At 63.5% G+C, this 21411-nt stretch carries 18 protein-coding genes; 7 read left to right on the forward strand and 11 right to left on the reverse strand.

Features of this window, described 5'->3' with window-relative positions; all coding sequences use genetic code 11:
- Window positions 1-19: 19 nt before the first annotated feature.
- The 10 genes from LCM4576_RS08925 to LCM4576_RS36770 all read right to left on the reverse strand — a co-directional run bounded on the left by LCM4576_RS08925 (window position 20) and on the right by LCM4576_RS36770 (window position 11174).
- Complete coding sequence (locus LCM4576_RS08925) at window positions 20-1339, reverse strand: serine hydrolase (protein ID WP_244510725.1); 1320 nt, start codon at window positions 1337-1339, stop codon at window positions 20-22.
- A 536-nt stretch (window positions 1340-1875) separates the two neighbouring features.
- Window positions 1876-2484 carry a TetR/AcrR family transcriptional regulator gene (locus tag LCM4576_RS08930; RefSeq protein ID WP_244508188.1) on the reverse strand — a complete coding sequence of 203 codons (609 nt, stop codon included), beginning with the start codon at window positions 2482-2484 and terminating at the stop codon, window positions 1876-1878.
- A 24-nt stretch (window positions 2485-2508) separates the two neighbouring features.
- Window positions 2509-3099, reverse strand: a complete 591-nt coding sequence (locus LCM4576_RS08935) for a DUF308 domain-containing protein (RefSeq protein ID WP_071031767.1) — start codon at window positions 3097-3099, stop codon at window positions 2509-2511.
- A 520-nt stretch (window positions 3100-3619) separates the two neighbouring features.
- On the reverse strand, window positions 3620-5794 hold the full coding sequence (locus LCM4576_RS08940) for a malate synthase G (RefSeq protein ID WP_071031768.1): 2175 nt from the start codon (window positions 5792-5794) through the stop codon (window positions 3620-3622).
- A 249-nt stretch (window positions 5795-6043) separates the two neighbouring features.
- The gene (locus tag LCM4576_RS08945) at window positions 6044-8065 is read right to left on the reverse strand and encodes a hydantoinase/oxoprolinase family protein (RefSeq protein ID WP_071031769.1); all 2022 of its coding nucleotides are present in this window, start codon (window positions 8063-8065) and stop codon (window positions 6044-6046) included.
- 165 nt (window positions 8066-8230) lie between these two features.
- Window positions 8231-8605, reverse strand: a complete 375-nt coding sequence (locus tag LCM4576_RS34565; RefSeq protein ID WP_083354596.1) for an endonuclease domain-containing protein — start codon at window positions 8603-8605, stop codon at window positions 8231-8233.
- A gap of 100 nt (window positions 8606-8705) precedes the next feature.
- Window positions 8706-9332, reverse strand: a complete 627-nt coding sequence (locus LCM4576_RS08955) for a CDGSH iron-sulfur domain-containing protein (RefSeq protein WP_071031771.1) — start codon at window positions 9330-9332, stop codon at window positions 8706-8708.
- 264 nt (window positions 9333-9596) lie between these two features.
- Window positions 9597-9944 (reverse strand): hypothetical protein, encoded by a 348-nt coding sequence (locus LCM4576_RS08960; protein WP_071031772.1) that lies wholly within the window; start codon window positions 9942-9944, stop codon window positions 9597-9599.
- A 196-nt stretch (window positions 9945-10140) separates the two neighbouring features.
- Window positions 10141-10650 carry a hypothetical protein gene (locus LCM4576_RS08965; RefSeq protein ID WP_071031773.1) on the reverse strand — a complete coding sequence of 170 codons (510 nt, stop codon included), beginning with the start codon at window positions 10648-10650 and terminating at the stop codon, window positions 10141-10143.
- A gap of 11 nt (window positions 10651-10661) precedes the next feature.
- On the reverse strand, window positions 10662-11174 hold the full coding sequence (locus LCM4576_RS36770) for a hypothetical protein (RefSeq protein ID WP_071031774.1): 513 nt from the start codon (window positions 11172-11174) through the stop codon (window positions 10662-10664).
- Window positions 11175-11401: 227 nt separating this feature from the next.
- Here LCM4576_RS36770 and LCM4576_RS08975 point away from each other — a divergent pair, with 227 nt between their 5' ends.
- Window positions 11402-13153 (forward strand): NACHT domain-containing NTPase, encoded by a 1752-nt coding sequence (locus LCM4576_RS08975; protein ID WP_198540226.1) that lies wholly within the window; start codon window positions 11402-11404, stop codon window positions 13151-13153.
- Window positions 13154-13165: 12 nt separating this feature from the next.
- Here LCM4576_RS08975 and lepA read toward each other — a convergent pair whose 3' ends face one another.
- Window positions 13166-14971: a translation elongation factor 4 gene (gene lepA, locus LCM4576_RS08980; RefSeq protein WP_071031776.1), complete on the reverse strand. Its 1806-nt coding sequence runs from the start codon at window positions 14969-14971 to the stop codon at window positions 13166-13168.
- 360 nt (window positions 14972-15331) lie between these two features.
- Here lepA and LCM4576_RS08985 point away from each other — a divergent pair, with 360 nt between their 5' ends.
- From LCM4576_RS08985 to LCM4576_RS09010, 6 genes are all read left to right on the forward strand, one after another.
- On the forward strand, window positions 15332-16432 hold the full coding sequence (locus LCM4576_RS08985) for a TadE/TadG family type IV pilus assembly protein (RefSeq protein ID WP_244510727.1): 1101 nt from the start codon (window positions 15332-15334) through the stop codon (window positions 16430-16432).
- 246 nt (window positions 16433-16678) lie between these two features.
- Window positions 16679-17383 carry a thioredoxin family protein gene (locus LCM4576_RS08990; RefSeq protein WP_071031778.1) on the forward strand — a complete coding sequence of 235 codons (705 nt, stop codon included), beginning with the start codon at window positions 16679-16681 and terminating at the stop codon, window positions 17381-17383.
- 88 nt (window positions 17384-17471) lie between these two features.
- On the forward strand, window positions 17472-17756 hold the full coding sequence (locus tag LCM4576_RS08995) for a hypothetical protein (protein WP_071031779.1): 285 nt from the start codon (window positions 17472-17474) through the stop codon (window positions 17754-17756).
- Window positions 17757-18072: 316 nt separating this feature from the next.
- A complete protein-coding gene (gene msrA / locus LCM4576_RS09000; protein WP_071031780.1) occupies window positions 18073-18810 on the forward strand; it encodes a peptide-methionine (S)-S-oxide reductase MsrA in 738 nt (245 codons plus the stop codon).
- Window positions 18811-19543: 733 nt separating this feature from the next.
- Window positions 19544-20749: a phospholipase D-like domain-containing protein gene (locus LCM4576_RS09005; RefSeq protein WP_071031781.1), complete on the forward strand. Its 1206-nt coding sequence runs from the start codon at window positions 19544-19546 to the stop codon at window positions 20747-20749.
- On the forward strand, window positions 20719-21240 hold the full coding sequence (locus LCM4576_RS09010) for a phospholipase D-like domain-containing protein (RefSeq protein WP_071031782.1): 522 nt from the start codon (window positions 20719-20721) through the stop codon (window positions 21238-21240). The genes LCM4576_RS09005 and LCM4576_RS09010 overlap by 31 nt, the downstream gene beginning before the upstream one ends.
- The last annotated feature ends 171 nt before the right edge of the window (window positions 21241-21411 follow it).

A 21411-nucleotide genomic window follows, 5' to 3' on the forward strand; every position in this document is an offset into this window, starting at 1 on the left:
GCTGTCAGAGTGACGAGCCTCACGCTCCCGTCAGCGCACCATGGACGAGCGCGCGCAGCTCCTTGCGCACCGGAATAGCGCTCGAAGGCAGCAGTTGCGTGAAGAGAATGACCACCATGTCGTCGACCGGACTCACCCAGAAGAAGGTGCCTGCCGCCCCGCCCCAGCCATAATCGCCCGCTTGCGCCGAAATTTGCGCCTTGGCCGGATCGAGGACGACGGARCCCAACAGACCGAACCCGACGCCGTCAAACTGAGTCTCGGCCCAAACCTCGGTTGCCAACGAAGCAAGATCGCCCGGCAGATGATTGCATGCCGCCAATCTCAGAGTGCGGGAACTGAGGATGCGCTCGCCGTTCAGCTCACCTCCAGCACGCAGCATTTCGGCAAACCGCCAGTAATCGTCGATGGTTCCGACGAGCCCACCGCCGCCGCAAAACGTATCAACCTTGCCTTGYCGCCATGCCGAAACCTCTGGCGCTTCGTTCAAGGCCATGCCGGCCGCGGTCACCTCATACATCGGGGGAAAGCGGCCGATCCCGGTGTCCGGTACGGAGAAGCCGGTGTCGGCCATGCCGAGGGGCTCAAAAATGCGCTTCGCAAAGTACTTGTCGAGCGTCAGTCCGGAAACGACTTCCACGATGCGGCCGATGACATCGGACCCCGCGCTGTATTGCCACCGCGTGCCGGGCTCCCATTCCAATGGTAGCTCGGCGATCCTGCGCACCATCTTGTCGAGCCCGCCATAGTCCTTGGCGAGGCCGAGCGCTTCCTTGGCATAGGCCTCACCAAGCAGGCGCGGGCCGGTAAAGAGGCTCAGGCCCRATGTGTGGGTCAGCAGATGATGGATCGTCGGCCTCGTTTTGACGGGCACCGTCTGGTCGAGCGAGGTTGCGCCCGGTATCAAAAGCTGCATGTCCTTGAATTCCGGCAGGTAGACTTCGACCGGATCGTCGAGATGCACGCGCGCCTCCTCGTACAGCATCAACAGYGCGACGGCGGTGACCGGTTTGGTCATCGAGTAGATGCGGGCGATGAGGTCACGTTGCCAAGGCCGCCTGGCTTCGACGTCGGCGTATCCGGCGCAGTCGAAAAAGGCGAGCTTTCCGTGGCGGGCGATGAGCACGGCGCCACCAGGCCAGCGCCCGGTGTCGGCATAGCGCTGCATCCACCGCTTCAGTCGCTTCAGCCGCGTCGTGTCGAAGCCGAGATCCGCGGGGTCGCGAACTGGTTCGCCGCCAAATTGACTCATCGCACCAATGTCCCCTCGCAATGGAAGGCCTTTTGTGAAGCGCCTCAGTTTGAAAGCGATGCGGTGGTTCGCGGCGCGAAGAAACATGTCCATCGCATCCGCAATTTGCCGACGCGGTACGTCGGATAGAGATTTTCACAGATATGGTACTTGTCGTCGGGAGCCGATTGGACGCGATCTCGTGGGACAAACCATTCGCCCGTCGGCGGGTCATTGCGGGCATAGGGCTGCGGTTGCCTGACGTAATAGCCCTCCGGCGTCGATCTGACATCGCTTGACGTGACAGGATGACAATCGTGACCGCCGCAGCATTCGAGATGGAGAACCGGGTCGGTTTTGCCCGAATACCAGCTGTGGGCGTTGGCGTGGCTGGCCGAAACAAGACATACCCAGGCTAGATGCCCCAGAAACCGGCCCATGGATTTGCGCCCTCTCGCCTTTGCTTATATCATATTAGCATAATCTAATCTATTGGCTGAGGTCRCATAACTTGGCGCATAGGTCTGACTGAAACCGAGTCCGATCAGGCCGCGCGCGTCGCCTGTGCAATCAACGGCGGTCGCGGCGTAATCCATCTTAGGTCGCGGTCGAACCGTCCCGCACCAATCCTTCCATTGTTCACGTCAGTCGGTTGCGGGGATCAGCTTCTGCAATGTCGGCGCCAGGATCATRCCGAAGGTCAGGACATCGCCATAGGCCCGCGCGGAAATCATCGCCCCGTGCACGGTCGCCATGAAGGCTTCCGCTTCGGCGCGCGGCGCGGCGGCGATCGTCAATGTCCCCTGCGCGGCGCCGCGCTCGAAGACGCGGGTCAGCCACCCCGAGAGAAACTGAAAATAGGCCCGGACCTCCACGGCCACCTCAGGCGGAAGGGCCGGAAGTTCGCTGGCGAGCAAGGCGCAGACGCAGATCGGCCTGCTCGCGTCCTTGATGCACTGCGCCCAGAAGCCGGTATAGGTTCGCAGCAACTCGGCCGGCCCGGGCACATTGCGTTCCAGTTCCGTCATGCCCGTGACGGCGTCCTCGAGATAGCGCCTGACCAGGGTCTGCACGAGGTCGACCTTGCTCGGAAAATGATGATGGATGCTGGCCTTGCGGATACCGACCACCTCGGCGATATCGGCGTAGCTGAAGCCGTTATAGCCGCCGGCGACGATGAAGCGTCGCGCGGCGGCCAGTATGTCATCGGCGGTATTCGAAGGGGCAGTGTTCGAGGGCTTATCCATGGACATGCCTAACCTCCAGCGTCGGAAATCTCAACGCGCGGCTTGCGGCGACTTGGCGAGGATATCGCTGACCGAAAGCCACACGGCGGACACCAGGAAGTAGAAGGYGCCGAAAGCGGCATAGGGCGCCACGTTGGCGATGCCGATTGCCTCCGTGYCGCCCGCCATCCTGACGAAGAATAGGCCGGCCAGCGCCGACTGGGCGCCGCTCAGGATCATCGCCCACTGAGCGCCATTGGTCTTCCAGCGACGCAGCGCGGTGAGCAGCTGAAACGCTCCGGAGATCGCGGCCCAGACGCCATAGACCGCGAGCACCGCGTTCATGCTGTGGCCAAGCGCGATGGCGACCGCGATCGCGGTGAGGATGCTGACGACGAAATTGAGCAGCTGCGACCRGTTGCGGCCGAGACCGCCGCTGCGCTTCGCGTCGACATAGTTGGCGAGCGCGTCCCAGGCGGGGTAAGCCACCAGCATGACCGCGGCGAGCGTCGGAACCGTCCCGGCGACGGTGAAGGTCGCTAGGACCCAGGCCGCCGATACGGCAAAGCGCAGATAATAGTAGCTTTTGAGCCAAGCGTTCGAAGACGGGGCGCGGCTGTGATCGTTCATTTGTCCAGACATGGTCGGATCTCTCGTTTAGTTTGCCTACCAACTAGTAGGTAGATTTCTAACTGTCAAGGCATCCTGGGCCGGCCGGCGATCACCTTGACATCTCATCTATGTGATCGGCGCACTTGCCGGCTGGCGACGGCCGTTTTCCCCGCCTGGCGCGCGGGCGCGAACCRCCATAGGCTTGTGTCGAAGTGAATTAATAGAGGAGGCGAAGGGTATGTTCAGGAAAGGGATCGTCGTGGCTGCCGCGGCGTTGATATTGGGCAGTGTTTTGCACGCTTCAGCCGCAGGTCAAGGAGGGCATGGCGCACGGAACCATGTTGTAAAACATGGCTCCGGAACCCATAAGGTCAAACAAGGCATACGAAAGCCTGCCGTAAAAGCTGGCGGCAAGAGTCGGAAGTTGACTGCATCTCACCTAGCGCAGCCCAACAACAACGTTGCCGTGGGCGGGCCTTATGTCGGTTTGAAATACATCGGAAACGTTCCATGACGAGCCGCTGCCGTTCAGGCGATCGGCCGCCGGCGCCTACCGCAGGCGCTCCCGTGCCTTCAGCTCCAGCCGCCGCGCGTGCAGCACCGGCTCCGTATAGCCGTTGGGTTGGCTGGTCCCCTTGAACACCAGGTCGCAGGCGGCSTGGAAGGCGATGGAATTGTCGAAGTCCGGCGCCATCGGGCGGTAGAGCGGGTCGCCGACATTCTGGCGGTCGACGATCGCCGCCATGCGCTGCAGCGAATCCCGGACCTGGATTTCCGAGCACACCTTGTGGCGCAGCCAGTTGGCGATGTGCTGCGAGGAGATGCGCAGCGTGGCGCGGTCCTCCATCAGGCCGACATCGTTGATGTCGGGCACTTTCGAGCAGCCGACGCCCTGGTCGATCCAGCGCACGACATAGCCGAGGATGCCTTGCGCGTTGTTGTCGAGCTCGCGCTGGATCTCGTCCGGCGTCCAGTTCGGCCGCCTTGCTACCGGYACCGACAGAATGTCGTCGAGYTTGGCCTTCGGCCGGCTCTTCAGCGCCGCTTGGACTGCGTGCACGTCGACCTTGTGATAATGCGTGGCGTGCAGCGTCGCGGCCGTCGGCGAGGGCACCCAGGCGGTGTTGGCGCCGGCCTTGGGATGCGCGATCTTCTCAGCCAGCATCGCCGCCATCAGGTCCGGCATCGCCCACATGCCCTTGCCGATCTGGGCATGGCCRGCGAGCCCGCATTCGAGCCCCGTGTCGACGTTCCACGCCTCATAGGCGGAAATCCAGGCGGCCTGCTTCATGTCGCCCTTGCGGATCATCGGGCCGGCTTCCATCGAGGTGTGGATCTCGTCGCCGGTGCGGTCGAGGAAGCCGGTGTTGATGAACACGACGCGCTCGCGCGCCGCGCGGATCGCCTCCTTGAGGTTGACGGTGGTGCGCCGCTCCTCGTCCATGATACCCATCTTGATGGTGTTCCTGGCCATGCCGAGCAGCGCTTCGACGCGGTCGAAGATCTCGACGGCGAAGGCGACCTCTTCGGGCCCGTGCATCTTCGGTTTCACCACATACATCGAGCCGGCGCGGGAATTGGCGCGGCGGCCATTCTCGCCGACATCGTGCAGCGCGATCAGCGCGGTGACCGCGGCATCCATGATGCCCTCCGGCACCTCGTTGCCGTCGCGATCGACAATCGCCGGATTGGTCATCAGGTGGCCGACATTGCGCACCAGCATCAACGAGCGCCCCGGCAAAAGCAGCTGGCCGCCGTTCGGCGCCGTGTAGCGGCGGTCGGGATTGAGCTTGCGGACAAAAGTCTTGCCACCCTTGGTGATCTCTTCGGCGAGATCGCCCTTCATCAGGCCGAGCCAGTTGCGGTAGACGACGACCTTGTCCTCGGCATCGACGGCTGCGACCGAATCCTCGCAGTCCTGGATGGTGGTCAAGGCCGATTCCAGGATGACGTCGGCGATGCCGGCCGGATCGGTCTTGCCGATCTGGTTGGCGCGGTCGATCACGATCTCGATATGCAGGCCGTTCTTCACCAGAAGCACGGCTTCCGGCGTGGCGGCATCGCCGCGATAGCCGGCGAACTGTTTTGGGTCGGCCAGCGTCGTGGCGCCGGCGCCCTCGCYGGCTTTCAGCGCGCCGTTCGCCACCGAGAGCCCGTTGACGCCGGCCCATTTGCCGGTGGTCAGCGGCACCGATTGGTCGAAGAAATCCTTCGCCCAGGCGATCACCCTGGCGCCGCGCGCCGGATTGAAACCCTTGCCCTTCTCAGCGCCGCCGGTCTCGGGAATGGCGTCGGTGCCGTAGAGCGCGTCATAGAGCGAGCCCCAACGGGCGTTGGCGGCATTGAGCGCATAGCGCGCATTCATCACCGGTACGACCAGCTGCGGCCCCGCGACGACGGCGATCTCGGGATCGACATTGACCGTCGAGACGCTGAAGGCCGGRCCTTCCGGCACCAGATAGCCGATCTCTTTCAGGAAGCCTTTGTAAGCCTCCATGTCGATCGGCGCGCCGTTCTCGCGGTACCAGCCGTCGAGCTTTTCCTGCATGGCGTCGCGCCTGGCGAGCAGCGCGCGGTTCTTCGGCGCGAGGTCGTGGACGATCGCCGAAAAGCCTTCCCAGAATTTTTCCGGGTCGATGCCGGTGCCGGGCGTGGCTTCTTCGGCCACGAAGTCATGGAGCTCCCGGGCAATCCGCAACCCGGCGATCTCGATGCGGTCGGTCATCTGCACGTCTCCAGATATAGCTTTGCCGGGGCCTTTGGCATGTTTGGGGTTGCGGGGTCAATTCGGCTTAGGGTGTAGGAGGCGCGGCCTTCCCCTTCTCCCCTTGTGGGAGAAGGTGTCGCCGAAGGCGACGGATGAGGGATGCTCCAGGGAAAACCAACGCCTCACTCCGCTGGAACACCCCTCATCCGTCTCGGCGCTGCGCGCCGATCCACCTTCTCCCACAAGGGGAGAAGGGGGAAGCCGCCCTCACACCGCGATCCTTGGCCGTCCCGACGCCACGGCCACCACATGCGCCTCGATGAACATGCGCTGGCCCTCGATGGTCGAGACCTTGAACTCGGTGGCGACGTCGATCTCGGCGCTGTCGGTGCCCGCATCTTTCGCGCGTTCGGCCGCGATCTGCCGCACATCGGCTTCGGCCGCTTCGATTGCCTTCTCCTCCTCGGTGAAGTCGCGCACCGTCTGGCCGGAGGCGAGGCGGAACAGGCCTTCCTTGGGCTGGCTGACGCGGGCTTCGGCCGAGACGCGCACCTGGCCGACCACGGCGCCGAGCGCGTTGGCGACGTCGGTGTCCTCCGGCACGATGCAGCCATTGCCGACCAGCGGCGGCAGGCCGGCATAGTGCAGCGGCGCCGAAGCGCCGAGGCCGATGACCGGGCGGTCGAGCGCAACGGTGAAGCGGGCGATGCCGGGATGCGCGTCGACCGCGCGCTGCACCAGCGCATGCGCGACGGTGRCCGCGCCGTCCAGCCCGTCCTCGGCGAAGGCGGTTTCGAGGATATATTCGGCCGACCAGCGGGTCAGCGTCGTCAGCACGCGCTGCGAAATCTCCTCCGGCGTCGCCGCGATCGTCTGGCCGCGGCCGTCGCGCCGTCGGGCGAAAAGCTCGGCGCCGAGGCGCGCGGTGGCGGCATCCCAGTTCGACTGCTTGCCCAGCACATGGGCGGCATCCGACGGCGTGAAGCCCGAGATATGCACCAGGCCCCGCGCCACCAGCCGGTTCAGCGTGGCGTTCTGCGCGTTCGACGACAGCAGCCGGTCGAGCGCCAGTGGGGTGGCGCYGATCGTCTCGTAGAGTTTCGCTTCCGGCCCGGTGAGGCCGGCGGCGAGCCGGTCCGGAACGCCAGTGCGCAAGGCGAAGCGCCCGTCCATGCGGCCTGGGTTCGGCGCACGCAACTGCCGCTCCAACTCGGATGTCACCGCCTCGCCATGCACCAGGCCGGACAGCGCCAGCGGCACCAGGCGGCGCGGCCCGAGCAGGATCTTCGGGTCGAGCGCGCCGTCTTCCAGCGTGACTTCCGAGTCGCCGCCGAGGCCGAAGGTGCGCATCGCGACCGCCTCCACCATGGTGCGGAAGCCGCCGACGGTGGCGCCTTCCGGATCGAGGCGCGGGCGGCCGCCGTCGAGCACGGCGACGTCGGTGGTGGTGCCGCCGATGTCCGAGACCATGGCGTCGTCCAGCCCGGTCATGTGGCGGGCGCCGACGAGAGAGGCGGCGGGGCCGGACAAAATGGTCTCGATCGGCCGCTGGCGGGCGAAGGCCGCCGAGACCAGGGCGCCGTCGCCGCGCACCACCATCAGCGGTGCCGCGATGCCGCGCTTGGCGAGGAACCCTTCGGTCGCGGCGACCAGCCGGTCGATCATCGAGATCAGCCTGGCGTTGAGCAGCGTGGTGAGCGCGCGGCGCGGGCCGCCGAGCTTGGCCGACAATTCATGGCTTGCTGTGACCGGCAGGCCCGTGATGTCGCGAATTAGGTTCCGCGCGGCCAGCTCATGCGCCGGGTTGCGGGTGGCGAAATAGGCGCAGACGGCGAAGCCCGACACCGAGCCGCCGAGCTCCGGCAGCGCCGCCTCGAGGCCGGAAAGGTCGAGCTTGGCGGCATTGCCGTGCACGTCATGGCCGCCCCGGCAGAACACCACCGGATCGGTGCCGAGCGCGGTCTTGAGGCCATCGCGGGCAAGGTCGGCCTCGGAAAAGCCGATCATCACCAGCGCCACGCGCCCACCCTGCCCCTCGACCAGCGCGTTGGTGGCGAGCGTCGTCGACATCGAGACGAGTTTTATCGAGGCAGGATCGCTCCGGGATTTCTCCAGCACCGCATCCACCGCGCCGGATATGCCGACGGCGAGATCGTGGCGCGTGGTCAGCGACTTCGCCTTGGCCAGCACCTTGCCTTTAGGCCCGCCCTCCTCGGACCACAGCACCGCATCGGTGTAGGTGCCGCCGGTGTCGATGCCGAGGAAGAGAGGGTGAGGCTTGGCGGTCATTTTGCGGGCAGTCCAGGGTCGAGGGCTTGTTGCGAAGCCCTTAGCTGATACCGGCTGGCGGATAAAGAAGGGAGGGCTGGGCCAGGGAGGTTAGCCAATCTCCCCCCTCGTGGGGGAGATGCCCGGCAGGGCAGAGGGGGGCGCTGTCCCGCCGACCTAATCGCGCTATTCGGATGGACTTCCGAGCCCGGTCACGATCACGATATGCTGGCAAACATTATCGATGTCGCGAATGACATCGTCGTTCCAGAATCGCAAAACGGTCCAGCCATCTTTCTCCAGTCGCGCTGTCCGCGCCTCATCCCCTGCAACGGCATCAGCTTCTCCGTGCTGAGATCCGTCGACCTCAACGACGAGCTTCTTCTGCGGACAAGCGAAGTCTACGATATATCCGGCGATCGGAAACTGACGCCGGAAGCCTAGGCCCATCAACCGATGGGCACGAAGCTCGTTCCAAAGCTTCAACTCGGCTGCTGTCATTACCTTGCGCATTGATCTGGCGTTGGCGCGGTGTTTTGGGGGCAGCGGTGTATGGGGCATTTGTATCGCTCGGTGATTGTTAAGGTTCGCGCTCTACGGCGCCCCCCTCTGTCCTGCCGGACATCTCCCCCACGAGGGGGGAGATTGGCAGCTTCGACGCCTACCCCTCGAACCCCACCCGCTTATGTGACCMATCGCAAAACGGCTTGTTTGCCGAATGCCCGCAGCGGCACAGGAACACCTTGGTCGTGCGCGCGATCGTATGCCCCGTGCCGGTGACGATCTCGGCATTGCCTTCGACCTTGAGCGGGCCGTTGACCGTGGGCGTGACCTTGAGCGGGCCGTCCCGCGCTTCCAGCACCTGCGCTTCCTTCAGCGGCGGCTCGCCGGTGGYGGTGAAGCCTCCCTTGATGTGGCTGTTGTCGCAGAACGGCTTGTTCTGCGACAGGCCGCAGCGGCAGAGCGTGGCGCGGAACAAGGTTTCGTCACCGAGCACGATCTCGGCATGCACCGCCAGCGGGYCGTTCTCGCGCACCCGCACGGTGTTGACCACCGGCGGCTTCTCCTGCGGCCCGCCGTCCTTGCGGTTGTAGGTGATGGCGCCCGACGGGCAGTTCTGCGCCAGCGCCACCACCTGCTCGACGCTGGCCGCCTCCGGATGGATCCACTCGCCCGGCGCGTTGGGCACGAAGACATGCGGGTTGCCGAGCACRCAATTGCGCGAATGGATGCAGCGCTTGCCGCTGAAGGAAACGTCGATCTTCTCGCCTTCGACCGTGCCTGCCATTTGGGTGGGGTCTCCTGTTGCTGGGTGACRCAAGGCTAGGGCGGCGGCGCGAAGGGCGTCAAGCTGGCTGCAAGCGCAGCCTTGGGAGACAGGGGTTCCTCGCCCCACAAAGTGGGTACAAAGTGGGGAGAGGTGGCTCGGCGAAGCCGAGCCGGAGAGGGGAGCACCCTACGAAGGCCCCCTCTCCGTCCGCTTCGCGGCCACCTCTCCCCCATTTCATGGGGGCGAGGAACCCAAGCACGCAGAAGTCGCTGGAAGAAGCGCTCACTCCGCCAGGTCCACCGTCTCGGTCGAATGYTCGGTGCAGATGAAGCAGCAGGTGTCGCAGGGCTGGTCGTTGTCGGGGCCGACGCCGGCGGTGACGGAATCGTCGCCGTTCACCCAGGCGCCCCAGCAGATGCGCTCGCCGGGCTCGCAGGAGATCGGCACGGATTTGCGCGCCTTCGGCCGGATGAGGAACACCTTGTCGCCGCCCGGCCAGACTTTCTGGCTGTCGCGGCTGAACAGCTCCAGCGCCACCCCGTCGGAACGCTGGTTGCGCACGAACACCGACATGTCGGCGGCAAAGGCCGGCGCGGTGAGGAGAAGGAAGGCGAGCAGAGCGCGAATCATGGCGAGGTCCCCCGGGGAAGTAGAGCACGGGTGGCATCTGGAAGCACCCTCACCCGGATTGCCAGCCGAATTGCGAAGGGCAATTCGGGGCAATCCGACCTCTCCCCAAGGGGAGAGGAGGGCGCCGGCGCCTCCGCTGTCCTCTTCTCCCCTCGGGGAGAAGGTGGCCGCGAAGCGGCCGGATGAGGGGGCCTCRCTACCTTCTCACCACCACATGCGGCGCGAATGTCTTCACCGCGTCCACCAGGTCCTGCCCCCTCGCATCCAGCGAGGAGATCTCCATGTGCACGATGTTCCGGCCGAACGRCATCAGGCCGAAGGCGTTGGCGGAGGAATAGCGGATCGCGTCGGGCGRCTCCTCGGTGAGCTCGAAATTGAGCATCGCCGCGCCCTTGCCRCCGGCGGCAAGCCGCACGCTGCGCACCGTGCTCCACGGCACCAGCACGTCGCCGGCGCGGGCATCGCGGAAACCCTGGCTGTTCATCACCACCTTGACCGACGTGTCGAAGGCGCCGCGCGCGATGAAAGCGCCGAGCGCGAGACAGGCGGCGGCGAGCAGCGCGATCCACAGCACATGCCCGMCGTCCGCGCCCGAGGCCACGCCCTGCAGCGCGCCGAAGCCGAAAATGCCGCCGATCAGGAACGGCCCGACGGCGGGAAGGATCTTTCCCGACGGGCTGTTGCGGAGTTCGAGCGGCGYGGCCATGGCCTTGCCACTCAACGCTCCGCCTTCAGAAGAGTCCAGATCCAGCCGATGAAGGTCAGCACCAGGAACGGATAGCCGAGCGCAGGCAAGGGCGACGACGTGGGCAGCAGCGGCGCGCCCCACAGGATCATCAGGACCGAGACGGCGAAGAGCGCGGTGGCGACGAAGGCCGTGAACCGCATCCAGAGCGCGAAAGTGGCCGGCGCGCTGACCATCACCAGCCCCGCCGCCCACAGCGCAATGCCGCCGGCATAGGAAGGCACGGAGGCCTGCAAGCCCGCCGCGTTGCCGGCCAGAAGCAGGCTTTCGCGGGCGAGGAAAGTCAGGAACCCGGCCGCGACGAGATCATTGCCGAGCCGCTGGTATTTCATGGTGAGCAGCGCCGCCGCGACRACGACGCCCACGCCGTCGATGGTCCACAGCGTCTCGCGCAGCGCGTCGCTGGCAACGAAAGTGCCCGCCATGCCCAAAGCGCCGCCGATGGCGAGGCCGATCGCGGYGACGGTATCCGAGGTGGAGCGCATGTGGTGTCTCCCCAAGCCGGGGAGAGGATACAACGCGGTGGTCCAATCTAGAAGGGACAAGCCAACTTGCCGGGACGGCCGGGGTTTGCGCGTTGAACACCTTACCGCCTCTATCGGGCGTCCGCAGTGCAGCTCTCTCCAAATCCGCCCGCACTTGCTCTCCAAAAGCAGAGCCGACATACTTCTCGACTACCATTCACGCCTGCTTGTCGAAGGAGCTCTGCCTCGTGGATTTAATACTCGCACCTCTGACGATGCTGAACAAAATCGGCGAAGACATATATTCTGCCTTAAAGGGCACCGTGTCTTATGGTGTCTCAAGGCTAATTTCGGAGCTAGAACTCGGACTCACCCRTTATCTCACTGACAAATACGCCAGGCTCTCAAAGACCAAAACCCTTCTWTCACCACTGACCCCAATTTTCCTTGAGGATATCTTCGTCGAGCCATCTTTTAGTTCTCGCGACAACAAGTTTGAGTTTCGGTCAATATATGAGTTACTTAACAGAGAGCGGCTCATTTGCTTTAGTGCGATTGCCGGGCAGGGTAAATCGTCGCTGGCGAAGTATCTTTTTTGCTCATTCTGCAGAGTGAACCACGGCCTTATCCCTGTTTTTGTCGAGCTACGGGACTTGGACGGACCACAACCTGACCTAGAAGCATTCGCGCTTTCGGAGCTGCGGTCTTCTTCCGCCTTCATTACAGCCGACGTTTTTGCAAACCTCCAAAAGAGTGGTCGATTTGTCTACATCCTCGATGGGTACGACGAAATAAAGCCGGACCTGCGAAGCCTTATTGCGCGCAATATCGTTGGACTTTCCAGAAAATATGATCAGCTAAAAATGATACTTACCAGCCGACCTACCCCTGACTTTACGGGATGGCACGACCTTTTCAACTATACGATTGACCCTTTTGACGAAAGAAAGATGCGATCGTTGATCGATCGATCACCTATAAGCGACACAATTAAAACTCAGTTTCTTGAAAAGCTAAATGACCTCCTAGAAACCCATCTTCCTTTTCTTGAGAACCCTTTGCTCCTAAATATGACCATACGCACGTTTATGAGCGGCGGGGAAATACCGGAGAAGATGCATCTCTTCTATCGTAAGGCCTTTGAAACCTTACGAAAGGATCATGATGACATGAAGTTTATGTACACAAGATCCTATCATTCGGGTCTCGCGGAAGACGACTTCATTCGACTTTGGCGAGCATTCTGCTTCTTTTCATACAATGAAAATACCTACAAATTCAGCAACGACGAAATCAGGAACTTTATCGCTAAATCGGTTAGTTTCTGTGACTTTTCGTGTTCGGTTGACAAGATCCTAATGGATTTCGTTGAGTCAGTGTCTCTAATTATCAAGGACGGTGACGAATATTATTTTTTACATCGCTCGTTCCAAGAGTATTTTTCTGCGGTTTTTCTTCGAAGTGAGGAGCTAAATGATAAGTGGTCATTGGTCGAGCATTTCGTTTACAGAGATRATGATGAAGAAGTAATCCCGCTGATGTTCTCAATCGACCCGATTTACTTGGAGGAAACATACCTAGAGAAAAAGCTGCATGAGGTTATCGACGAGATAGCGGCTATCTCGAACCTATATGACGCACTTTCGCTATTCTATCTCGGGCTGACGCTTACRCCAATAGGTAGTGAAGGCGCCCTTGATATTTCCTTCTTAATTAACAAGGGGGATGGGACGCCAAAACATTGGGCTTTTTGGTACCTGCTTCGTAGAATCTACAAGAGATGGCATGAGCCCGATCTAATAGCCGACTTGCAGAAAATAAGCCCTAACGTTAAGAAGCGCTACACCTTTGAGTTCGGTGAAAGAGACGGTGGTAGTAAGCAGAAATTGGCTATTTTCACAAGACTTAGGGATGACATAGTGTCATTCATGACTAGGACCAAGAATGACATCTCGCAGAGAAGAGAGAGAAGAAACGCGGTTCTCTCTCTTGTGAGGTAGTCAACCCACCCCTCAATCCCCCATCTTAAGCGCCTGGATAAACGCCTCCTGCGGGATATCCACCTTGCCGAACTGGCGCATCCGCTTCTTRCCCTCTTTCTGCTTGTCGAGCAGCTTGCGCTTGCGGGTCACGTCGCCGCCGTAGCATTTGGCGGTGACGTCCTTGCGCAGCGCCGAGACGGTCTCGCGGGCGATGATGCGGCCGCCGATGGCGGCCTGGATCGGGATCTTGAAGAGATGCTGCGGGATCAGCTCCTTCAGCTTCTCGCACATGGCGCGGCCGCGCTTTTCGGCGGCCGAGCGGTGCACCAGCATCGAGAGCGCGTCGACCGGCTCGTCATTGACCAGGATCGACATCTTCACCAGGTCGCCCTCGCGATAGTCGGTCAAATGATAGTCGAAGGAGGCGTAGCCCTTGGAGATCGACTTCAGCCGGTCGTAGAAATCGAACACCACTTCGTTGAGCGGCAGGTCGTAGGTCAGCATGGCGCGTTTGCCGACATAGGAGAGATCGGCCTGGATGCCGCGCCTGTCCTGGCAAAGCTTCAGGATGCCGCCGAGATAGTCGTCGGGCGTCAGGATCGTGGCGCGGATCCACGGCTCCTCGATCGAGGCGATCTTGACCACGTCGGGCATGTCGGCCGGGTTGTGCAGCTCCTTCACCGTGCCGTCGATGAGGTTCATGCGGTAGACGACGGATGGCGCCGTGGCGATGAGGTCGAGGTTGAACTCGCGCTCCAGCCGCTCCTGGATGATCTCCAGATGCAAAAGCCCGAGAAAGCCGCAGCGGAAGCCGAAGCCGAGCGCGGCGGAGGTTTCCATCTCGAAGGAGAAGCTGGCGTCGTTGAGGCGCAATTTGCCGACGGCGGCGCGCAGGTCCTCGAAATCGGCGGCGTCGACCGGGAACAGGCCGCAGAACACAACCGGCTGCGCCGGCTTGAAGCCGGGCAGCGCCTTTTGCGTCGGGCGGCGGTCCTCGGTGATGGTGTCGCCGACGCGGGTGTCGGCCACTTCCTTGATCGAGCCGGTGAAGAAGCCGAACTCGCCGGGGCCGAGCTCGTCGACATTGACGCGGGCCGGCTTGAAGACGCCGGTACGCTCGACGAGATATTTCGCGCCGGTGCCCATCATGCGGATGGTCTGGCCCTTCTTCATCACGCCGTCGATGATGCGCACCAGCACGATGACGCCGAGATAGGCGTCGTACCAGCTGTCGACCAGCATGGCCTTCAAGGGCGCGTTGATGTCGCCCTCGCGCGGCGGCGGCAGCTGGTGGACGATCGCCTCCAGCACGTCCGGTACGCCAAGCCCGGTCTTGGCCGAGATCAGCACGGCGTTGGAGGCGTCGAGGCCGATCACCTCCTCCACCTGCTCGCGGATGCGCTCGGGCTCGGCCGCCGGCAGGTCGACCTTGTTCAGCACCACGACGATCTCGTGGTTGTTGTCGATGGCCTGGTAGACATTGGCGAGCGTCTGCGCCTCGACGCCCTGGGAAGCGTCGACCACCAGCAGCGAGCCCTCGCAGGCGGCGAGCGAACGCGACACCTCATAGGCRAAGTCGACATGCCCGGGCGTGTCGATGAGGTTCAGCACGTAATCCTCGCCGTTCTTGGCGCGGTAGTTGAGCCTCACCGTCTGGGCCTTGATGGTGATGCCGCGCTCGCGCTCGATATCCATCGAGTCCAGCACCTGCTCCTTCATGTCGCGCTCCTCCAGCGCGCCGGTGAGCTGGATCAGCCGGTCGGCAAGCGTGGATTTGCCATGGTCGATATGGGCGACGATGGAGAAATTGYGGATGTGGTCGAGCGGCGTCGTCATGCGGCGCGCTTTAGCAGGGGCGGGGGAAGCGGGCAAGCGGCGGGGGTTAGCTGATCTCCCCCCTTGCGGGGGAGATGGCCGGCAGGCCAGAGGGGGTGTGACGGATCGCGGCGTTGATTCCATGGTTTTCGAGCTTTTCAGGGCCAGGGGAATGTCCGGGCGTGGGTGCTCGTGTCGGTTGAATGTCGGCGGGACAGCACCCCCCTCTGCCCTGCCGGGCGTCTCCCCCGCAAGGGGGGAGATCGGCTGTACTTCACGTCCCGCTCACGAAATATTCAAAACCGCTTAAATATTCATGCACCGCTTTGGCGCATGCTTCGCGCCCGACCAACTTGCTGCCCAAGACGACGAAGGCCTGAAATGTCCCGTTCCGCTCGAAAGTTCAGCCTGGCCGCGGTGGCCAGCCCGTTGAGGCGATTTCTCGCCCGCCGCGACGGCTCGATGATGCCGATGATGGTGCTGCTGACGATCCCCCTGGTGGCGGCAGTCGGCTTTTCGGTCGACTACACCTCGGCGGTGACGACGCGAAGCGACATGCAGAACGCGCTCGATGCCGCGATCATCTCGATCACCACGCTGCCGACCACGACATCGCTGTCCGACCGCCAGACGGCGCTGYAGCAGGCCTATGCGGCCAATAGCGGGCAGGGCACGGCGACGCTGACCGGCGTCAATGTCGATGCTGCCGGCACGGCGACCTTCACCGCCAAGGCGGGCTACCTGATGCCGACCGACTTTATGCAGGTCGCCCGTATCGACACGGTGCCGGTYGGCGTCGGCTCGTCGGTGCGCAAGACGCCGGCGCTGGTGCAGACCACCTTCAGGGTGACGAAGGTGTCGGGCTACTGGGCAAAGACCATGATCCTGTGGGRCACCAAGTTCGGCGATACCACCGCCCAGAAGCTGATGACGATCACCTATGCCTATAATGGCTATGGCGATCCGAAGGGCTACGGCACCACGACCGTGAACACGGTCAACGGCTCCACCTCCACCACGGTGCAGAAGCAGGCCTGCACCACCGGCACGCGGAAGAGCCTGCAGAAATCCGTGCCGGCCGGAACGGCGATCCAGACCGACCAGTACGGCACGACCTATTACTGCGTCGATACCTTCTATCCCGCCAATGGCGCCGGCGCGGTGATCGACRTCAGCCAGATGGATCAGCTCTATCTCGAGATGGACGTGCCGTCGGGCAAACCAGCCGTGCTCAAATCGAACGATCCCACCACCTCGAACCRCCTCTTCATCGGCACCAGCCCGACCAACCTGGCCGAAGTGGCGACCGGCCAGAAGGTCGACATCTTCACCGCCGTCCCCTGCGGCCAGGCCGGCTACCAGGGCTGGGAAGACGGCGGCTCGCCCGTGYCGGAAGCCTATACCGACGCCGACTTCTTCTACACCGTGCAAGGCAAATGCGACTACAACCAGCGCCCGTCGGAGACGGTGCTGACGCAGTGACGGCGCCTCTCCTTCCCCCCTTGTGGGGGGAAGGTGGMCGCGAAGCGGCCGGATGAGGGGTGTTCCAGCGGAGTGAGGCGTTGGCGTTCCCTGGAGCACCCCTCATCCGTCTCGGCGCTGCGCGCCGAGCCACCTTCTCCCACAAGGGGAGAAGGGAGAACTCCCACATCACAAACCGGTGAAGCTGTAACGAACCCCTCCACCCCGGCGAAATCGGAGCATGACCCGCTACGGAGATTGCTTCCCATGACCGGATTGAAGACAAGCCTGCTCGCCGGCGCGATGTTTGYCGCCACGCTCGGCGCCGCGTTCRCACAGCCGCTGACCGTGGTCGAGCTGTTCACCAGCCWGGGCTGCTCGTCCTGCCCCCCGGCCAACGCCAACCTGATCAAGGTCAAGGACCAGCCGGGCGTCCTGGCGCTGTCGTTCAACGTCACCTAYTGGGACTATCTCGGCTGGAAGGACACGTTCGGCCGCAAGGAATTCACCGACCGCCAGGTAACCTACGAGCCATCGCTCGGCCGTGACGGACCGTTCACGCCGCAAGTGGTGGTGAACGGCAGAAGCGACGGCGTGGGCGCGGCTCCCGGCGAGATCCAGAAGCTGATCGCCAAGAGTCTGATCAACAAGGGAGGCGGCCGCACCCAGGGGCCGGAGCTTTCGCTCGGCCACGGCAAGGTCAGCATCGGCGCCGGCAAGGCGCCGGGCGGCGGCGCCGACATCTGGCTGGTTCGCTACACGAGAGGCGTCGTCGAGGTGCCGGTGGCGCGCGGCGAAAACACCGGCCGCACGCTGCCGCACGCCAATGTCGTGCATGCGCTCACCAAGCTCGGCAGCTGGAACGGCGCGGCCACCACGCTGCCGCTGCCGGCGGCCTCGGGCGGCTTGAGCACTGCAGTGCTGGTGCAGGCGCCTGGCGGCGGACCGATCCTGGCCGCCGCCGCCAACTGATTTTTCACCCCTTTCGCGCGGCGCCGCAGAAGGCGGCAACGCATCACCTGGCTCGCAGTCGCGCGCCATAACCCAAGGAGTACGACCCATGACCAAGTTCCTCACGCTTCCGGCGCTGGCCTTCGCGCTTTCCGCCTCGGTCTTCGTTGCCGGCGCCCGCGCCGACGACGCGACCAACGCGATGAAGCCCGCCAACGCGATGGCGACCGACGCCATGAAGCCGGCGACGGACGCGATGAAGCCGGCCGACGCCATGAAGCCCGACGCGATGAGCACCGAGGCGATGAAGCCGGCAACGGATGCGATGAAGCCGGCGGATGCGATGAAGCCGGCAACCGACGCGATGAAGCCGGCGGATAGCACCGCTCAGTGAGGTGAGCTTGCGATCCGTCGCGTCGCCAGCCTGCGAGGCAATCGCATGGGGCGGCGCAGCCCCCTCTCCGTCTCGGCGCTGCGCGCCGATCCACCTCTCCCCCGCCTTTGGCGGGGGCGAGGAAACGCTCATCGCCGAGGGCGCGGCCTCCGCAAGCCTGGGTTCCTCGCCCCCGCAAAGCGGGGGAGAGGTGGCTCGGCGAAGCCGAGACGGAGAGGGGGAGCGCCGTCGGCGGTTACACGCCGCCGCACGGCAAAGTGAGAACCCCACCAGGGCTTCGATCGTATATATTGGAGCAACAACAGGAGATCAGGACATGAACGGCATCAAGACAAAAGCCGCGCGGCCATTCTTCACCCGCGGCGCGCTCGCAGCGCTTGGTCTCGCGGCGGTCGCCGCGGCCGTCTTCTGGCAGAGCCCGGCGCGCTCGGCCGAGGACGCGGTGGTGATCCCGCCGCCGGCTCTGGACGAGAAGGCGGCGGTCGGCACCGAGAAGGCGATCTTCGCCGGCGGCTGCTTCTGGGGCGTGCAGGGCGTATTCCAGCACGTCAAGGGCGTCAGCAAKGCGGTGTCCGGCTATACCGGCGGCAGCGCCGAGAACGCCGTCTACGAAGTGGTCGGCACCGGCCGCACCGGGCATGCCGAATCCGTCGAGATCACCTACGACCCGTCGAAGGTCACCTACGGCCAGCTGCTGCAGGTCTATTTCTCGGTCGCGCATAACCCCACGCAGCTMAACTACCAGGGGCCGGACCAGGGCACGCAGTACCGTTCGACGATCTTCGCCRAGAATGACGAGCAGAAGAAGGTGGCCGAGAGCTACATCGCCCAGCTCGACAAGGCCAAGGTGTTTTCCAAGCCGATCGTCACCACGCTCGAAACCGGCAAGACCTTTTATCCGGCCGAGGACTACCATCAGGATTTCCTGACGCTGAACCCGACCTATCCCTATATCGTCTACAACGACCTGCCCAAGATCGAGAATCTGAAGTCGCTGTTCCCCAAGCTGTACAGCGAGAAGCCGGTGCTTGTGCTGGCCTCCAGCAAGAGCTGAGAGACCGTTTGGAAATTCTACTCCGGCGGCCATCTGCTGGCGGTTTCTGCGCTTCCGGTGCTCACGGACTGATGTCCGCTCCGCTCCGGTTCTCGAAACCACCACCATATGACTCGCCGGAGCGAATTTCGAAACGTCTCCGGGCCCGGTGGCTTCGTCATCCACGGGCGGAGCAAGGAGCGAAGCGACGCGCGCAGACCCGAGGATCATGCCGTGACTTCGACGCGCCGCAACGGTGCAGAATTCTGCTCCGCTGCACGCTTTGGTCAGCGTCCTGGCATGGATTCCAGGGTCTCCGCGACGCCGCTTCCGCTCCTTGCTCCGCCCTGGAATGACGACGTTCGGGCGGCTTCAGCCAATCCCCGGCGTTTGCGCCGATTTCACGGACAGGAACGGTGAAAATCTGCCCACCGACAAACGGCGTCGCTCGCACTTTTCCTGGAGTGCTCCAGGCCCGTCTGCCGTTTGAACCCATGGCCCCCGAAACCATCCGCCTTTATTTTGCTGGCAAACAAAAACACAGTGTGAAGCAGTTCATAGAATTGTACTTGACACTGCAAAACATTGACACCCGATCTTCTGCCGCCACATAATCGTCGCCGTCACCCTTTTCGAAAATTTTCTTTCAACTGATCCGGGGTTTTGCTCCGGCGCGGTGTTTTGTTGGCTGCATCGATGGGCCCGACATGTCGGCGCCGTATCGGGAGGAACGACAGATGGGGAGGAACGACAGATGGCCGTCGCGATAAAGGTTTCCGTCTACACCAATGGCGACGACGCCTTCGTCGCCTGGGCGCCCAGCGACTTCATCGCCGGATGCCGCGGCTTCCTGCTCGAGCGCGGCCGCAAGRCCGGCGCGAGCGAGAAGATCGAGCCGGTGGAGAACCGCGTCGGCTTCACCAAGGACAAGCCGAAATCCGGCGATCACAGGCCGTCGGACGTCTGGCCGTTCCAGCGCTTCAACTGGACCGACCATGCCGCCGATGTCGGCAATGTYGTGCGCTACCGGGTCACCGCGATGATGAGCGCAGGTCCCGGCAAGCCGCTGACCAAGGGCGTTTCCAGCGACTGGACGGACTGGAAGACGCTTGCGACCGACGCCGGCGGCGGTTTCTCCTGCTACTTCAACCGCGGGCTGGTGCTGTCGCAGTTCGTCGCCMGCTACATGGCCAAGAACAAGCTCTCGCCGGCGGCCTTCAAGAAGAGCCTGCAGACCAATGGCGACGCGAAATTCCGCGCTTTCCTGGAAGGCGATCTCGGCCTGCGCATGGTCGGGCTGACGCAAGGCGCCGGCGACGAATTGCATGCCGCGCTCTACGAGCTCGGCGACGCGACGCTGGAGACGGCGCTGATCGGGCTCGGGCCGCGGCTCCATCTCATCCTCGCCAACGGCTCCGACAAAAAAGGCGACGGCAACAAGGACGCGCGTAAGAACCTCAACGACCATGGCGTCGCGACCATCGACCGGATGCTGAAATCGAAAGGCCTCGGCCACAACAAATTCGTCGTCGTGTCGGAAGACGGCGAGCCGAAGAAGGTGTGGACCGGCAGCACCAACTGGAGCACGAYGGGCCTCTGCACGCAGGTCAACAACGGCCTGCTGATCGAGGACGCGGCGGTGGCGGCGCATTTCCGCAAGCATTGGGACCTGCTCAGGGACGCCTCGCCGCCGAAGACCGACCCGGCCAACTTCACGCCGGCGCTGATGGCGGACAACGATGCGCCGAAGACCTTCACGGTCGGCACCGCCAAGACGACCGTGTGGTTTACCCGCACCTCGGACGGCGCCGACATGACGGCGCTGCGCGACGTCATCACCTCGGCCAAGCAGGCGGTGCTGTTTTTGATGTTCACGCCGGGCAAGCAGGGGCTGCACACGCTGGCCGGCCAGCGCGCCCGGAAAAGGGCATGTATGTGCGCGGCGTGGTCTCGACGCTGAGCGCGGACGAGGGCGGCACCGAGCAGAACTTCCTCGACATCGACCTGGTGAGCAGCGACCGCAAATTCACGCCGGACCGCTATGCGGTGGCGCAGCCGCAAGGCCTCGACGCGCCGCTCGGGCCGTGGATCGCCGAGGTTAACCGCCGCACCTTCCTGTCGCAGATCGGCCACGCCATCGTGCACTCGAAGATCCTGGTGACCGACCCGCATTCAGCCGATTGCGTGGTGGTGACCGGCAGCCACAATTTCTCGGCGCCGGCGAGCGAGAAGAACGACGAGAACCTGGTGATCGTGCGCGGCCACGGCAAGCTCGCCGCCGCCTATGCCACCTATGCCATGTCGGTCTACAGCCACTACCGCTACCGCTCCTACATCCGCGAGATGCGAGCCCAGGGCAAGACGCCGTGGAGCTACCTCGACGACGACGATCAATGGCTGAAGACGGAGCTCGGGACCAAGGCGCAGGAGATCGCCTTCTGGACGGCTTGAGTCCCTTCTCCCCGTTTCAACGGGGAGAAGGTGCCCGAAGGGCGGATGAGGGGCAGCGCCGGCGTTTGCGGTTGGCGCGCCTAGGGGATGGATAATCGCATAGGGCGCTCCCCCTCTCCGTCTCGGCTTCGCCGAGCCACCTCTCCCCCGCCTTTGGCGGGGGCGAGGAAC

Source organism: Mesorhizobium sp. LCM 4576, assembly GCF_001854815.1.
GTDB classification, from domain to species: domain Bacteria; phylum Pseudomonadota; class Alphaproteobacteria; order Rhizobiales; family Rhizobiaceae; genus Mesorhizobium; species Mesorhizobium plurifarium.

What these genes read in the sequence shown, in the direction of transcription:
- LCM4576_RS34565 (WP_083354596.1), bottom strand. Translation starts at nt 8,605, where the DNA reads ATGCCCCATACACCGCTGCCCCCAAAACACCGCGCCAACGCCAGATCA.
- LCM4576_RS08995 (WP_071031779.1), top strand. Translation starts at nt 17,472, where the DNA reads ATGACCAAGTTCCTCACGCTTCCGGCGCTGGCCTTCGCGCTTTCCGCC.
- LCM4576_RS09010 (WP_071031782.1), top strand. Translation starts at nt 20,719, where the DNA reads ATGTATGTGCGCGGCGTGGTCTCGACGCTGAGCGCGGACGAGGGCGGC.